The sequence below is a fragment of the Faecalibacillus sp. genome (assembly GCF_047023275.1).
In the GTDB taxonomy this organism is placed as follows: Bacteria; Bacillota_I; Bacilli_A; order Erysipelotrichales; family Coprobacillaceae; genus Faecalibacillus.
This window is the reverse complement of sequence record NZ_JBKYAR010000025.1, coordinates 1-15,101: the sequence shown is the minus strand read 5'-3', so window position 1 is coordinate 15,101 and position 15,101 is coordinate 1. Positions and strand designations below refer to the sequence as shown.

Annotated in this window: 15 protein-coding genes, 2 tRNA genes and 1 other annotated feature; of the genes, 5 read left to right on the top strand and 12 right to left on the bottom strand. The window is 29.4% G+C overall.

What is annotated here, in order from left to right:
- The 12 genes from ACLVEP_RS09340 to ACLVEP_RS09285 form a co-directional block, all read right to left on the bottom strand.
- Complete coding sequence (locus tag ACLVEP_RS09340) at positions 1 to 507, bottom strand: biotin transporter BioY (RefSeq protein WP_412584401.1); 507 nt, start codon at positions 505 to 507, stop codon at positions 1 to 3.
- A gap of 45 nt (positions 508 to 552) precedes the next feature.
- On the bottom strand, positions 553 to 936 hold the full coding sequence (locus tag ACLVEP_RS09335) for an SPOR domain-containing protein (RefSeq protein WP_318000139.1): 384 nt from the start codon (positions 934 to 936) through the stop codon (positions 553 to 555).
- A 68-nt stretch (positions 937 to 1,004) separates the two neighbouring features.
- Positions 1,005 to 1,163, bottom strand: coding sequence for a hypothetical protein (locus tag ACLVEP_RS09330; RefSeq protein WP_318000140.1), 159 nt, complete (start codon positions 1,161 to 1,163; stop codon positions 1,005 to 1,007).
- Between the two features lie 125 nt (positions 1,164 to 1,288).
- Positions 1,289 to 3,910 carry a valine--tRNA ligase gene (locus ACLVEP_RS09325; RefSeq protein WP_412584399.1) on the bottom strand — a complete coding sequence of 874 codons (2,622 nt, stop codon included), beginning with the start codon at positions 3,908 to 3,910 and terminating at the stop codon, positions 1,289 to 1,291.
- Complete coding sequence (locus ACLVEP_RS09320) at positions 3,888 to 4,562, bottom strand: hypothetical protein (RefSeq protein WP_412584397.1); 675 nt, start codon at positions 4,560 to 4,562, stop codon at positions 3,888 to 3,890. The genes ACLVEP_RS09325 and ACLVEP_RS09320 overlap by 23 nt, the downstream gene beginning before the upstream one ends.
- 32 nt (positions 4,563 to 4,594) lie before the next feature.
- Positions 4,595 to 4,800: a binding site (T-box leader), on the bottom strand.
- Between the two features lie 15 nt (positions 4,801 to 4,815).
- Complete coding sequence (locus ACLVEP_RS09315; protein WP_412584395.1) at positions 4,816 to 5,736, bottom strand: hypothetical protein; 921 nt, start codon at positions 5,734 to 5,736, stop codon at positions 4,816 to 4,818.
- A complete protein-coding gene (locus ACLVEP_RS09310; protein ID WP_412584393.1) occupies positions 5,705 to 6,397 on the bottom strand; it encodes a LysM peptidoglycan-binding domain-containing protein in 693 nt (230 codons plus the stop codon). Before ACLVEP_RS09310 ends, ACLVEP_RS09315 begins: the two co-directional genes overlap by 32 nt.
- A gap of 61 nt (positions 6,398 to 6,458) precedes the next feature.
- Positions 6,459 to 7,058: a ribosome biogenesis GTP-binding protein YihA/YsxC gene (gene yihA, locus ACLVEP_RS09305; protein ID WP_412584392.1), complete on the bottom strand. Its 600-nt coding sequence runs from the start codon at positions 7,056 to 7,058 to the stop codon at positions 6,459 to 6,461.
- A 53-nt stretch (positions 7,059 to 7,111) separates the two neighbouring features.
- The gene (gene lon, locus ACLVEP_RS09300) at positions 7,112 to 9,433 is read right to left on the bottom strand and encodes an endopeptidase La (RefSeq protein ID WP_412584390.1); all 2,322 of its coding nucleotides are present in this window, start codon (positions 9,431 to 9,433) and stop codon (positions 7,112 to 7,114) included.
- A 43-nt stretch (positions 9,434 to 9,476) separates the two neighbouring features.
- Positions 9,477 to 10,760, bottom strand: a complete 1,284-nt coding sequence (gene tig / locus ACLVEP_RS09295) for a trigger factor (protein ID WP_107029915.1) — start codon at positions 10,758 to 10,760, stop codon at positions 9,477 to 9,479.
- A 76-nt stretch (positions 10,761 to 10,836) separates the two neighbouring features.
- Positions 10,837 to 11,757 (bottom strand): hypothetical protein, encoded by a 921-nt coding sequence (locus ACLVEP_RS09290; protein WP_412584389.1) that lies wholly within the window; start codon positions 11,755 to 11,757, stop codon positions 10,837 to 10,839.
- Positions 11,754 to 11,903, bottom strand: a complete 150-nt coding sequence (locus ACLVEP_RS09285) for a hypothetical protein (protein ID WP_412584387.1) — start codon at positions 11,901 to 11,903, stop codon at positions 11,754 to 11,756. Before ACLVEP_RS09285 ends, ACLVEP_RS09290 begins: the two co-directional genes overlap by 4 nt.
- 111 nt (positions 11,904 to 12,014) lie before the next feature.
- Here ACLVEP_RS09285 and ACLVEP_RS09280 point away from each other — a divergent pair, with 111 nt between their 5' ends.
- From ACLVEP_RS09280 to ACLVEP_RS09260, 5 genes are all read left to right on the top strand, one after another.
- Complete coding sequence (locus ACLVEP_RS09280) at positions 12,015 to 12,920, top strand: hypothetical protein (protein ID WP_412584386.1); 906 nt, start codon at positions 12,015 to 12,017, stop codon at positions 12,918 to 12,920.
- A gap of 27 nt (positions 12,921 to 12,947) precedes the next feature.
- Entirely contained in the window at positions 12,948 to 13,424 is a 477-nt protein-coding gene (locus ACLVEP_RS09275; protein WP_412584384.1) for a metallophosphoesterase family protein, read from the top strand.
- A gap of 62 nt (positions 13,425 to 13,486) precedes the next feature.
- A tRNA-Arg gene (locus tag ACLVEP_RS09270) sits at positions 13,487 to 13,563 on the top strand.
- A 134-nt stretch (positions 13,564 to 13,697) separates the two neighbouring features.
- A tRNA-Arg gene (locus ACLVEP_RS09265) sits at positions 13,698 to 13,774 on the top strand.
- Between the two features lie 611 nt (positions 13,775 to 14,385).
- Positions 14,386 to 15,054 carry a transposase gene (locus tag ACLVEP_RS09260; RefSeq protein WP_412584382.1) on the top strand — a complete coding sequence of 223 codons (669 nt, stop codon included), beginning with the start codon at positions 14,386 to 14,388 and terminating at the stop codon, positions 15,052 to 15,054.
- The last annotated feature ends 47 nt before the right edge of the window (positions 15,055 to 15,101 follow it).

Below are 15,101 nucleotides of genomic sequence, written 5' to 3'. Positions count from 1 at the left end.
CTAGATTTTTATTTTTATTTTTTTACTTAAACAAAACGCTAAAAGTATTTTTATAAAATCTCCAGGTATAAAAGGAATAACACACATCATCAACGAAGCTATTACATTCATTCTTGTCATCAACATAAACCATAATGTACCAATAAAATAACACGTGATATTCCCCACAATACATGCCAATATAAGAGGAACTCTTGTTTTTAATTTTGAAATAACATACACCATTATTGGAAACGAAAAAATATAACCACCACTATAGCCTAAAAGCGATCCTATACCACCTTGAAAACCTGCAAAAACAGGTAAACCAACAGCTCCCATCAATAAATAAACAACACATGAAACAACCGCTACTTTACAAGGAGCAATTAAGGCAATCAAACATACCATAAAGGTTTGCATCGTAATAGGGACATATCCTGGTAAATCGATTTTAATTTGTGAAAATATTGCCAGCATACATGCCATTAATGCACAATAACAAATTTCTTTTACTTTGAAGTTCAAAGTTTCCACCCCCTGAAAGCATCCTATCAAAGAGTAACTGCTTTGTCAATTTGTTTTTAAAAATTGATAAATTGTTTCATATTCCTTCTTTTCAATTTTTTCTTGGTAAATATCATCTATAAAATATTCTTTAACAACACACGTATTTCCTTTTTTAGCAATCTCTTTTGCTTGTTGATGTGCTAAATTTTGTTTAATAAAAATATCTGTAATAACAACATAATCCTGATCTTGATACATATGTCCTTTATAACCTAATTCTGTCATTTGTTTCATTGTATTTTGTGCATTTTCTTTTTCTTTATAGCGTCCTATTTGTACAACATAAATACTTATATCTTGTTTAAGTGCTTGATTTACATAATATAATGTCAAGGTATTACATAAAAGCATTAAAAAAGTAAAAATAATCATTCCTTTCTTTTTCATAGACTCACCTCTTTCTAGTCTATGAAAATAAGTAAAGAATATGAAGGTACTACAGTACCTTCATATATTTATTTCCATTCAATAGAAACAAGTCTTGGAATTGAAATACGACCACTAGAAGAATAAAGTATCTTATAAACTGCAGCTCCTACAACTACACAAACAATCCATGTACCTACTCCTCCACCAGTAATTTCCATTTGATTTGACAATTGTAATTCTTGCATATTCTTTTCCTCCTTTTTTATTTAAGGAATAGACACCCACTAACTTCCTCATTATTTATATAGACATTTTTTAAGCATTTTTCTTTTAAAAAGATAAAAAAAATCAAGTTTTTTCAAACTTGATTTTACATAGCTGCTAATTTTTCTTTTACAGCATTATATTTAGATGTATAATCTTCTAATTTTTGACGTTCGCTATCAACTTTTGCTTGTGGTGCTTTAGAAACAAATTTTTCATTACTTAACATATTTGTACAACGTTTAATTTCACCTTCAAGCTTTTTAAGTTCAGTTTCTAATTTTTGTTTTTCAGCTTCTTTATCTACATATGCTCCAAGTTCTACAATTAATGTATTACCACCTTGAATCATTGCTGTAGCAATATCTTTTGAAGATTCTTGATTATAACCTACACAAGTTGCATTACATAATTTCTTTAAATAAGGAACACATTGATCTAATAATGCTTGTAAGTTTTCATCTTTTGTTTCAATTGAATATTCTACTTCAATTGCATTTTTAATTGTATAGTTTGCACGAATTTCACGAACACCTTTAACAATATCCATTAGATAAGTAAATTGTTTATTGATGTTTTCATCATTGAAATCAGGATTTACTGTTGGATATTTAGAAATACAAATTGATTCTTCTAAATGAGGAATTGCTTGATAAATTTCTTCAGTTACAAATGGCATAAATGGATGTAACATTCTTACAATTGCATTTAAAACATATACTAAAGTATGTGCACTTGCTTGTTTTTCAACTTCATTATCACTATTTAAATGAACCTTTGTAAGTTCAATATACCATGAACAGAAATCATCCCAAATAAATTTATATAATTCGCTACCTACATTAACGAATTCAAATTTATCCATGTTTGCATCTACTTCTTCAATTACGTTATTTAAACGATTTAAAATCCATTTATCACATAAATTTAAATGATCAAATTTTAAATCTTTATATTCTAAATCTTCATCAATATTCATTAAAACAAATCTTGCTGAGTTCCAAATTTTATTAATGAAATTCCATGATGCTTCTAGTTTTTCAGGAATATATCTTAAATCCATACCTGGTGCTGAATTTGTAGTTAAGAAAAATCTTAATGTATCTGCTCCATATTGGTCGATAACATCCATAGGGTCAACCCCATTACCTAATGATTTAGACATTTTTCTTCCTTGTTCATCACGAATTAAACCATGAATTAAAACATGTTCAAATGGTCTTTGACCTGTAAATTCTAATGATTGGAAAATCATACGACTTACCCAGAAGAAAATAATATCATAACCAGTAACTAATGTATTTGTTGGGAAATATCTTTTATATAATGGATCTTCTGTATTAGGCCAACCTAATGTTGAAAATGGCCATAAAGCACTAGAGAACCAAGTATCTAAGACATCTTCATCTTGTGTCCAGTTTTCGATATCTTCTGGTGCAGTTTTTCCAACATAAACTTCACCTGTTTCTTTATGATACCAAGCTGGTACTTGATGTCCCCACCATAATTGACGTGAAATACACCAATCTTCAATATTTTCCATCCATTGTGTAAATGTTTTTTCAAATCTTTCTGGCACAAAGTTTACTTTAGAATCTTTCTTTTGATTAGCTAAAGCAGCTTCTGCTAATGGTTTCATCTTAACAAACCATTGTTTTGATAAATAAGGTTCAACAATTGCTCCTGATCTTTCTGAGTGACCTACTTGATGCATATGTTTTTCAATATGATCAACAATACCAGCTGCTTCAAAATCAGCTACTAATTGTTTACGGCATTCAAAACGATCCATTCCTTGATATTTATGACAAAGTTCATTCATTGTACCATCATCATTCATACAAATAGGCATATCTAAGTTATATTTTTTAGCTAATGCAAAGTCATTTGGATCATGAGCAGGTGTACATTTCATAACTGCTGTACCAAAATCCATATCAATATAGCTATCTGCCATAATTGGTAATTTATCTCCATTAGCAGGGTTGATAGCATATTTACCAACTAAATCTTTATATCTTTCATCATCAGGATGAACAAAGATTGCTTGATCGGCAAACATTGTTTCAGGACGTGTTGTCGCAATGACTAATTCTTGATCACTATCAACAATTTTATATTTGAAATAATACATGGCCCCTTCAATTTCTTTATGAATAACTTCAATATTACTTAAAGCTGTTCTTTGAACTGGATCCCAGTTAATAATTCTTTTACCTTGATAAATATACCCTTTTTCATATAAGCGAACAAATACTTCTTTAACCGCTTGAGAAAGTCCTTCATCTAAAGTAAATCTTTCTTTAGAATAATCTAAAGATAAACCTAATTTTTCCCATTGTGCACGAATAATTGAAGCATATTCTTCTTTCCAAGACCAAGCTTTTTCTAAGAAACCTTCTCTTCCTAAATCATAACGAGAAATACCTTCTTCTCTCATTCTTGCTTCTACTTTAGCTTGAGTTGCAATTCCTGCATGGTCCATACCAGGAAGCCATAAAGCATCATACCCTTGCATTCTTTTGTAACGGATAATCATATCTTGTAAAGTTGTATCCCAAGCATGTCCTAAATGAAGTTTACCTGTAACGTTAGGTGGTGGAATAACGATAGCATAAGGTTTTTTAGATACATCTCCAGCTTTAAAATATTCTTTTTCTAACCAATGTTGATATTTACCTTTTTCAACACTTTTATGATCATATTTACTCGCTAATTCTTTTTTCATTTTCATCATCCTTTTCAATAAAACTTTCTTTATGTTCCTTAATATATTCTCCTAATTTTTCTCCAACACCTGAAGAACGTAATAAAGAAACAAATTCATTTGTAAAATCAGAGAAATTGTATGTAGCGTATTCACTTCTTTCATCAATTTCATCTTCTTGATCATTTTCAATTAAAACAGCTAATTTTTCAGCTTCTTCTAATAAATGAGCAATATCATAACATTTCAACGTTTCAAATGCTTCTTTATAGTATGGTCTATAATTACAATAAGGTTCTGTTATAAAAAATGAATGAATTGAACCTCTTCCACCTTCTAAAGAACATTCTAATTGGTACATTGTATAAATCAATAATTCTTCATGTGTTAAATAAGGAATAATATTTCCATCATAGTTATCATCTTCATATAGACGATCTTCTTTAGCGTTAATATGAAAAATAACGGCTCTTGTAAGATCAATTGGTTCAATCTTATCAAAAACTTCACTTGTAAGATGAGAAAACATATCTCTTTCTTGAGCTAATTTTTCTTCATATTTTCTTCTTCTTTCTTTTACTTGTTTGTATCTTTTACCATAAAAGATAAACAAGAACACACATAAAACAGCAAAAATAATCCATACATACCAATAATCTGTAAAATAATTCATCTTTTTCCTCCTTAAAATAAAAAAGCCATCCCTCTAAGGACGACTTATATCGCGATACCACCTTAGTTCTAAGTATAACTTAGCACCTCAAAACTTTAACGCAGTTCTACGTGTTAAACTACTTAATTTCATCTAACATGCTCCTTGGCTACCTTCACTCTTTTCATTTATCCCTTTCCAGCAAGCGGGACTCTCTATTAAACAAAGAAGAACTACTCCTCCAAATCATTGCAGTTCTATTCTATCAAATAGACTATTTCTCGTCAATCATTAACTTTTTGAATATTTCTTGCAAACCATCTAAATAACAAATTAATTTTGACATTTGATAAATATTTATTTCCTCTTGTAAATCCAATTGAACTTGAGGAACAATTGATAAAATACACTGCAATAAGATTTTTTCTTCTTTTAACAACTTCACTTCTTTTAAGTAATATTCTAATAATGAAATACTTTCAAATAATTCATCTTGACTTTGAAAAGTCTCTATTAAATCATAAATACAATAATTAATTTTCATTCGATCAATAGAAATAAGTGTCTTATCTTTAACAAAAATATGATCCTTATCAAAATGATTGTAAGTTAAAGAGAGTCTAATTTCATTTTTATCTTTCATTACTTCTTGATACTGACTTAAATAATAATGTGCTTGATTTAAATAATGAATAATTCGATAATAATTTAAAACAAGCATCCAACCCGCAGGTGATTTAAATTTTCTAAATTCAAATTCTCTCATTAATTCTTCATAATCATTTTTTCTTTGTTGAATCAAAGAAAAAAGATCATCATATTGTTTTTTAAAAAAATGAGTTTCTTCATGTTGTATAAAAAAAGAATGATTGTGTAAATAAGCTAGAATTTGATAATATGTTTTGATTTTCATTTCTTTTTTTATATGATTATCTTCTTGTAAGTAAGGCATCAAATAAATATATTGATTTGCATAAGGTGTAAAATAATGCTGTTCATTATTTAAAATCAAATGAATAAAATGATTGAGATGTAAAGTATTAAGATGCTGATAAGCCACTTCTAATTTCTTTTCATCAACAATCTTAACACAATAAAAACAAGTAGATGTTTTGATTTTATAAACACGAGGACTTATTTGAATAAGTCCTAAAACATCCAAATTATACTTTGTCTGAATGGTTTTTTGGAGCATAAGGAATGATCAAAATCTGTCCTGCATCTAAATTTAAATCCTGATTATATTCTCGAATCATCTTTTCATCTACATGATATTGCCTAGCAATAGAAGCATACGTATCATTAGGTAAAACAACATATAAATAATAAACACCTAAATCTTCATCATCTTCTGCCTTTTCTTCTTTTTCTTTTGTTTCATAGATTTTTTCTTGTAGCTTTTCTACATCTTGGATTTCTTCAGGAATTTCTGGCTCTATTACTTCTTTTTCAACAGTTGTTGCTTCAACATCTCTCGATAGTTTTTCAATTTCATCAATAGGATCTTCATCTAACTGAATATATCTATTTTCTCCTTCTTCAACCCCATAAACACCAACTTCAATTTTAATTTTTAAATTACCATCAATTATATCATAATGAAAATCCTCAACCTTTAAATGAAAATCTTGATGATCTGTAATCTTTTGATCATCAGCATAAACATCTAATTCAACATTTTCTAAAAAATGTCTTTTTTCTTGACTGACATATTCCCCTTTAATCGCAAGAGTCCCAACAGCTCTAACACCATGATCTTCTATTTTATAATCAATAGATTCATCAACTGTTAAAGAAATCAATTCCTTTAATTGATGTAATAAATCAATTTCTTTTTCATAAAATATTTTTTGCATAACACTCCTCCTAACAAAGTCTATGCTAAAAATAATAAGATATGAAAAAAAGTAGGTTTCCCTACTCAAAATTTAAATCACATAATTCATAAATTGCATTCCAAGCTTCTTGAATTCCTTTTTTCTTTAAACTTGAAAAACGAATAAATGTATCATTTGGATCAAAGTGTAATGTATCTTTGATCAATTTTTCATTTTTCTTTACATCATTACGTTTAAGTTTATCTTCTTTAGTTGCTACCACAATAACTGGTACTCCATGATGCTTAACAAACTCATACATCATCACATCATCTTGAGTTGGCTTATGACGATAATCAACTAATAAAATAAAACCTTTTAAAGTTTGTCTTTCACTAATATATTCATCCATTGTTTTACCAAATTGTTTTGTAACATTGTTAGCAACTTTAGCATAACCATATCCAGGAACATCAACAAAATAAAGTGCATCATTGACATTAAAGAAATTCAAAGTTCTTGTTTTACCTGGTGTACTTGATACTTTTGCAAGACCATTTCTTGATAACATTGTATTAATAAAACTACTTTTTCCAACATTTGAACGTCCTGCTAAACACATTTCTGGAAAACTTTCTTCAGGCCATTGGCTTTTCCATGCTGCTGATAATATATATTCTGCTTTTTTAATTTTTACCATTTTTTCTCACCTTTTGTATTGTACAAAAAAAATAACGGAAATTCAAGTTTCCGTTATTTAACAATTGCATGTTCTAAAACTGTATCTATATGATCAGCTAAAACGATTTCTAAATCATTTCTTACTGATTCTGGGATATCTTCGATATCTTTTTCATTTTCTTTAGGAATAATGATTTTTCTAATTCCAGAACGATGTGCTGAAATAGATTTTTCTTTTAATCCACCAATTGGTAAAACGTTACCACGTAAAGTGATTTCTCCAGTCATCGCAACATCATCCCTTACAGGTTTATTTGTAAAAGCTGAATAGATAGCTGTTGTAAGAGTTACACCTGCAGATGGACCATCTTTTTTGATAGCTCCTTCTGGAACATGGATATGAATATCTTGTTTTTCAAATGCTTTATCATCTAAGCCATATTTTTCTTTGTTAGCTTTTAAATAATCTAATGCAATTGAAGCAGATTCTTTCATGACATCACCTAATTGACCAGTAATAATGAATTTACCAGTACCATCAAAATGATTGACTTCGATTGGTAAAATATCTCCACCAAATTGAGTATATGCCATACCAGTAACAACCCCTATTTGGCTATGATCTAATTTCTTAGTATGTTCAAATGGTGCTTTACCTAAGAATTCAACGAGTTTATCTTGATCAATTGTAACTGATTCAACTTTTTCTTTTAAGATAGCTAAAACAGTTTTACGACATAATTTAGCAATATATCTTTCAAGTTCACGAACACCTGCTTCACGTGTATAGTGTTGAATGATTTCCATGATGATATCATCAGAAATAATCATTTGTTCAGGTTTTAATGAATGAGCATCTAATTGTTTTTTAATTAAATGTTCTTTAACAATCATTAATTTTTCTTGTTCTGTATAACTTGAAACTTCAATAATTTCAAGACGATCTCTAAGTGGTCCAGGAATTCCTCCTAAATCATTAGCAGTCGCAATGAATAAGACTTTCGATAAGTCATAAGGTTCTTCAATATAGTTATCAGAGAATTGAGAATTTTGTTCAGGATCTAAGACTTCAAGCATTGCACTTGTAGGATCCCCTTTATAATCACTTGCCATCTTATCAATTTCATCTAATAAGAAGACAGGATTTACAACACCAGCTTTTTTCATTCCTTGAATGATACGTCCAGGCATTGATCCTAAATAAGTACGACGATGTCCACGAACTTCTGCTTCGTCTCTTACTCCACCTAAAGATGCTTTAACAAATTTACGATCTAAAGCACGAGCAATACTTTTAGCAATACTTGTTTTCCCTACACCTGGTGGACCCGCCAAACAGATAATTGGTGCTTTTAAAGATTGTGTCATTTGTTTAACAGCTAAATGTTCAACAATTCTTTCTTTAACTTTTTCTAATCCAAAATGATCTTCTTCTAAAATTGCTTCAATTTTAGAAATATCTTCTTCATCTTTAGTTTCTTGATACCAAGGTGTTTTCATCACCCAATCAATATAAGTTCTAACAACGTTCGCTTCTGAAGATGCTGGTGGCATTGCTTCAAAACGACGTAATTCTTCTTCAATTTTATCCTTGATGTATTGAGGATATGGATTTTCAGCTAATTCTTTACGAATTTGATCAGCATCGTCCCCTTTATCAACAGTATCACCAAGTTCATCTTTAATAGCTCTTAATTTTTCTCTTAGATAGTATTCTTTTTGATTTTCATCAATACTTTCTTTGACTTTTCTATTGATTGTATCTTCTAATTGACTAATCATTTTTTCAGATTCAATAGAACTTGCTACTAAGAATAATCTTTCATTAATTCTTTGTTCTTCAAGAATTTTTTGTTTTCTGTCTAAATCAATTGGTAAATATTGACCAATTGTATCGGCAAGTAAACTTGCTGATGTTCCATTTGAAAGTAATGTTAAGCTTTCAGCTGGAATATGAGGCATATGACGTCTTGCTTGTTCAAAGTAAGCTGTTGTTTTTCTTACTAAAGCAACTTCTTCATTTGTATCCCCATAAATATCTTCTAAAACTTCTGCTGTAGAAAAAATTGAACCATTTTCAATTTTAAAATCTTGAAGAGCTACCCTTTTTTCTCCAGTAACAGTTAATTTGATTGTCCCTGCACTATCGCGACGGATTTTCTTTTCAATTTTACATAAAGTTCCAACATGATAAACATCATCATATTTTGGATCATCAACAATAGGATTGATTTGTGAAACAAATAGGATATTGTTATCAAAGTCACGACTTGAAAGTTCAAGTGCTTTTAAACTAAGGGGGCGACCAACATCTAATGATAAACGGTTACCCGGAAAGACAATCATTCCTCTTGTACACACAACAGGAAGGGTTAATAATGTACTTTCACTCATAATAATCCTCCTTTTTTAAAAAGACGCTTACGCGTCTTTTAAACTATTTCTTTAAGTTTTCTTTAACAACGTCTAACGCTTTTCTATTTAAGATATCAGCATCGATTTGGTACATATTTTGAGCAAAGATTTGTTTGATTTCTTCTAAGTCTCTATTATATGTATTTGCGATTGTTTCTAATTCGCTATTACGTTCTTCATCAGTTACTTCGATATTTTCAGCTTCAACGATAGCAGCTAAGATTAAGTTTAATTTTACTCTATCTTTTGCTTGATCAGTTAAATCAGCTTTGATAGCATCTTTGTTTTTACCAGTAAATTGTTCATATAATTCAAATGATAAACCTTGTTGTTGTAAGTTCATTTCAACTTCTCTTAACATTGTATCTAATTCAGAATTTAATAAAGCTTCACTATCTTCTACTTTACAGCATTCAATTAAAGCTTGAGTTAAATCAGAGAAGAATTTATTTTCTACTTCATTTTCTTTTTGTGATTTTAATTGAGCTTTAATATGATCTTTTAATTGATCTAAAGTTTCAACACCTTCAATGTTAACATCTTTAGCTAATTCATCATCAGCTTCAGGTAATACTTTTTCTTTAATTTCATGAACAGTTACTTTGAATGTAGCTTCTTTACCAGCTAATTCAGTAGCTTGATAATCTTCTGGGAATGTTACAACAACATCTTTTTCATTTTCACAAGTCATACCGATCATTTGATCTTCAAAACCTGGAATGAATTGTCCAGAACCGATTTCTAATGAATGATTTTCAGCTTTTCCACCTTCGAATGCTTCACCATCGATGAATCCTTCGAAATCCATAACAACTGTGTCACCTTTAGCAACTTCACCGTTTTCTTTAGTAGTTAATTCAGCGAATTGATGACGATAGTTTTCAACTTGTGCTTCGATATCTTTTTTAGCAACAGTTACTCTACCTTTTTTAACTTCTAATCCTTTGTATTCACCTAATTCAACTTCAGGTTTAACAGGACATAAGATTGTAATTTTTAAGTTATCATTATCAACACTATCAATATTTAATGTTGGTTGAGCAATTGGAGCAACTTCAGCTTTTTTCATGATATCAGCATATCTTTTTTGTAAGATTTGATCAGTAGCTTCATCATAGATAGCTTGTTTTCCAAGTCTAGCTTTAATCATAGCAACTGGAGCTTTACCAGGTCTGAAACCATCTAATTTAACTCTTGTAGCTAATCTTTTTAAAGCAGCGTCTTGAGCTTCTGCCCATTCTTTTTTATCAAATGTTACTTTAATTTGAGTAACAGCATTTTCTAATTTTTTTGTAGTTGTTCTCATTATATATTTCTCCTTATTCCGTATCAAAAGACATTATATACTAACCTTTTTTTAAATTCAACTATATTAATAAATTTTAATATTCGATTGATTGTATTGTTTCCAATACATCTTTTACATCCTCTTGATTGCAATTATATAAATATTCAATATCTTCTAATTCAATATCTATATATTGTAAAGATGCTAAATGATAATGAATAGCTCCTGCAATACTTCGATAATCTTGTTCATCAATATATTTTGGATAGATTGAATAAAGATAAAAATTCAAAAATTGTTCACACATCGCAAGCAAAGATGGATTATCATCTTCTAAAGCATCCATCAATAATTTATAAATTTCAACGCCAGATTCTTGATTTAAAACCATTGGGGCATAACTTGGGTTAATGTCGTAGTGCACACCTTTTTTTACAACTTCCAAATCTTCATCAATTTCTTGATCAATCATTAATTCTATCAATAAACTTTTCGCAAAATCAGGTTGATCATTATCTCTTACAAATTGACGAATAGGAACAATCATACGACGAATATTCATGCCTTCCATTTGTTCAATAGCCATGTAAAGTAAATCTTCATTAGTATCTTTTTTAGTTAAAATGTTTTCAATATCTTCTTCATTAAAAACTTTTTGAGTGACACCATCAAAAGATGCTTCTTGTTTAGCTAATAATAATTCATCATAAGCAGCATTAAAAACTGTTTCATATTGATAAGGAATATAAGGCATTGATAATTCCTCTACAATAATATTGATTGCTTCTTCAAATTCTTCTAAATCTTTTAAAATCGATACATAAATAGCAACAACATCATAATAAGTTTCTCCAGCAAGAACTTTTGCTTTCATTCCTTCTCTTTTTGCTTGTTGCAATTCTTTTAATCCATATAAACAAACAAGTCTTTGATAACGTACTTGTTCATCATTCATATCATTTAAATATTGCAATGCATCTTTATATTGACCTGTTTCAATTAAATCTTCTATCATTTTTCTTCTTCATCCTCATCATCATCTAATTGTAAATCATAAGTGATTTCGGGTTGTGTTTGTTCTTCTTCATGCAATTTTTGAATCATTTCACTATAACCCTCTAGTTTTCCAGTCTTCACAAAATTATCATCAGTAAGTGGCACAACTATCCCTCCTTCATTTTCGCTATTATAATATAAAATAAATCTTTAAAAAAGGCAAATTTTAAGACTATTTTATCACTCTTTTCATATTTTAATTAGTGAGGTGATTCCATGTATAAAAAATATTTAAGAAATATCTCCATGATTTTTTTATGTGCTTTTGCAACCTTTATTTATTTTAAAAACGATGATGTTAAAACCATTAAAAAGAAGGCCAATATGCAAACAGTTATTTTTAAAGATCAGGATGAAACTCTTATACCTGTTTCTGTTGATATCAGTGTTAAAGATAATAAAGAAAACAATATCAGAGGTATTATTGAAACAATGAAATCAACAGATTTCACTCAATTAGGTCTTTATCCTATTTTTAATAAAAACTTAGAACTTAATGCTTTAATTATGGAAAGTAATCAACTTACTTTTGACTTTACAAACAATTTTAAAATATCAAACAATCAACAGGCTTTAGATATTTGTGAAGCCCTTAGCTATTTATTTTGTAAAGATGGTATTTCCAAAATCAATCTAAAAATAGATGGTCAAGCTGTTTCTTCCTTTGAAAATACAACTATTCCTTTAAGTTGTATGACACCTAATTTAGGAATCAATAACTTTGAAACATCTACTTTTGATCTATATCAAACATCCTCTGTCCTTGTCTATAATGAAAAAGAAATTGCTGGAAAAACATATTATATTCCTACAACCACACGTATTCAAAATACAAATCAAAGCATTGATCAAAAAGTATCTTTATTATTAGATCATTTTGAAAACAATACTAAAATAGAAACCACTAAAAAATCACAATTAAACGATGGTCTCCTTTCTATATATTTATCATCTCGTATATTAGATAACAGTGAAAACATCTCTCCTACTCTTTACAGTCGTCTTGAAAAATCATTTCTTTCATTACCTGATGTCAGTTCAGTCCATATTTATATTAATAACGAGCTTATCCAAGAAGATCAAAATGTAAGTACATCCATTGATAATATTGTACAAATCTAGCGAAGTTTTGTTATAATGTTTTTGGTGATGAAAGTGAAAAAAATAGTAGTAATGTCAGATAGTCATGGTTATCATCAAATGATAGATCGTGTAAAAGAATTAGAACCTGATGGTGATTATTATGTTCATTGTGGTGATAGTGAAGCTGAAACACCTATGATGCAAGATTGGTTATGTGTTAAAGGAAATAATGATTGGTATAGTGATTTCCCAAATCAAATTAAATTTAAAGTAGAAGATTTAAACTTTCTTGTTACTCATGGACATCGTTTTGGCTATACAGATCGTGAAACACGTATGATTTATACTTTACAAGACACTGATTGTAATGTATTACTGTCAGGACATACCCATGTACCTATGTATAAAGAAGTAGATGGCTATACACTTGTTAATCCAGGATCCACTACTTTACCTCGTGGTGGAAGTCCTAGAAGTTATTGTGTTATTTATGTAGATGGTAAAAATTTAAAGGTAGAATTTAAAAATTTAGGCAATTTTTAAAAAAAGTATTGCTTTTTTAAAAATTCTATGCTATTCTAGTTGAGCAGTTGAAAGTAAGTAATGTCTACGTAGCTCAGCTGGATAGAGCACACGCCTTCTAAGCGTGCGGTCAGGGGTTCGAATCCCTTCGTGGACGCCATTTAATAAACAACAACCTTCGGGTTGTTTTTTATTTTATATAGCTCTTTAAAATTAAATTAAAAAAATTGTAATTTTTTATTGCAATCATTCTATATTCATGCTAATATATATGAGCAGTTGAAAGTAAGTAATGTCTACGTAGCTCAGCTGGATAGAGCACACGCCTTCTAAGCGTGCGGTCAGGGGTTCGAATCCCTTCGTGGACGCCATTTAATAAACAACAACCTTCGGGTTGTTTTTTATTTTATATAGACATTTTTATAAACAAAAAGAGATTTCAAAATAGCATTCTTGAGAAATTTCTTTTTATGTAATCTAGCAAAAAATCATATGGTAACAAAACAATATGCAAAAGCTTATGATAAATTGGGATGTCTTATTCTAGCAAAAAATCATATGGTAACAAAACTACTGTCAATCGTGTTCTTGCTGTAAGTGAGTCTTATTCTAGCAAAAAATCATATGGTAACAAAACACGTAAAAGAAGATAGTCAAATAGCTACAAGTCTTATTCTAGCAAAAAATCATATGGTAACAAAACACTACCTGCATTAGTGTTCCAACTAAAATTGTCTTATTCTAGCAAAAAATCATATGGTAACAAAACAAAGCGACCGCTTATAATAAATTAAATAGAGTCTTATTCGGCTATTCAAATAATTTAGGGGCCTCAACTTTGGGGGTCTACTTTAGGGGGCAACTTTAGGGGGATGAACTTCTAATAATTGCCATTGAAAAACAACAGCTAGGATTCTGGCTGTTGTTTCTTTTTATAGTTCATTTATCATTTATATTGTCTAGATACTATGAAAGGAACTATATGAATAATGATATCATGAAATTTTTAAACATTGAAGATAAAGACATAATTATCTCTAAGATTTTAATTGATGGAAATACTAAGATAATTTATTTAGAAAAGACTCTCAAAGTCGAATATTGCCCTGCCTGTTCTTCTAGAATGCATTCAAAAGGAAAATATATTAGAAAAATAAATCATCCTATCCTACAGGATGGCTATCAATTAAAACTTATTGTAACTCAAAGAAAATGGAGATGTACCAACCCTCAATGTAATCTTTACTTCAATGATCAGTTTAACTTTATTAGTAAATATAAACAGTCATCTAATATTACTCCTTATATGATCCTTAATGAAATGAAGAATATACATATCACTACTGCAGATGTCGCTAGAAAATATAATATTTCTGATACTTCCGTACATTATATATTTCTACAATATTTGAACATAAAACGTCTTCCTTTACCTGAAATAATTTCTGTCGACGAAGTATTTTTAGATATTGACTATAAGCATCGTTATGCTCTGGTCATTATGGATTTCAATACTCTAGAAATCGTTGATATCCTTCCCAACAGATGGGAGGAAACAACAAATGCCTACTTTTTATCCATTCCATTGGAAGAACGAAAAAACGTTAAATACCTTATATGTGATATGTATAACCCCTATATCAACTGTTAAACCGCAGATTTAACACACCACACAACCGCAAATTATATTAACCATTA

Excerpts from the sequence above, each read along its gene's own strand:
- ACLVEP_RS09325 (WP_412584399.1), bottom strand. The coding sequence starts at position 3,910 with ATGAAAAAAGAATTAGCGAGTAAATATGATCATAAAAGTGTTGAAAAA.
- ACLVEP_RS09290 (WP_412584389.1), bottom strand. The coding sequence starts at position 11,757 with ATGATAGAAGATTTAATTGAAACAGGTCAATATAAAGATGCATTGCAA.
- ACLVEP_RS09275 (WP_412584384.1), top strand. The coding sequence starts at position 12,948 with ATGAAAGTGAAAAAAATAGTAGTAATGTCAGATAGTCATGGTTATCAT.
- ACLVEP_RS09260 (WP_412584382.1), top strand. The coding sequence starts at position 14,386 with ATGAATAATGATATCATGAAATTTTTAAACATTGAAGATAAAGACATA.
- ACLVEP_RS09335 (WP_318000139.1), bottom strand. The coding sequence starts at position 936 with ATGAAAAAGAAAGGAATGATTATTTTTACTTTTTTAATGCTTTTATGT.
- ACLVEP_RS09315 (WP_412584395.1), bottom strand. The coding sequence starts at position 5,736 with ATGCTCCAAAAAACCATTCAGACAAAGTATAATTTGGATGTTTTAGGA.
- yihA (WP_412584392.1), bottom strand. The coding sequence starts at position 7,058 with ATGGTAAAAATTAAAAAAGCAGAATATATATTATCAGCAGCATGGAAA.
- ACLVEP_RS09320 (WP_412584397.1), bottom strand. The coding sequence starts at position 4,562 with ATGAATTATTTTACAGATTATTGGTATGTATGGATTATTTTTGCTGTT.
- ACLVEP_RS09310 (WP_412584393.1), bottom strand. The coding sequence starts at position 6,397 with ATGCAAAAAATATTTTATGAAAAAGAAATTGATTTATTACATCAATTA.
- ACLVEP_RS09280 (WP_412584386.1), top strand. The coding sequence starts at position 12,015 with ATGTATAAAAAATATTTAAGAAATATCTCCATGATTTTTTTATGTGCT.
- ACLVEP_RS09330 (WP_318000140.1), bottom strand. The coding sequence starts at position 1,163 with ATGCAAGAATTACAATTGTCAAATCAAATGGAAATTACTGGTGGAGGA.
- tig (WP_107029915.1), bottom strand. The coding sequence starts at position 10,760 with ATGAGAACAACTACAAAAAAATTAGAAAATGCTGTTACTCAAATTAAA.
- lon (WP_412584390.1), bottom strand. The coding sequence starts at position 9,433 with ATGAGTGAAAGTACATTATTAACCCTTCCTGTTGTGTGTACAAGAGGA.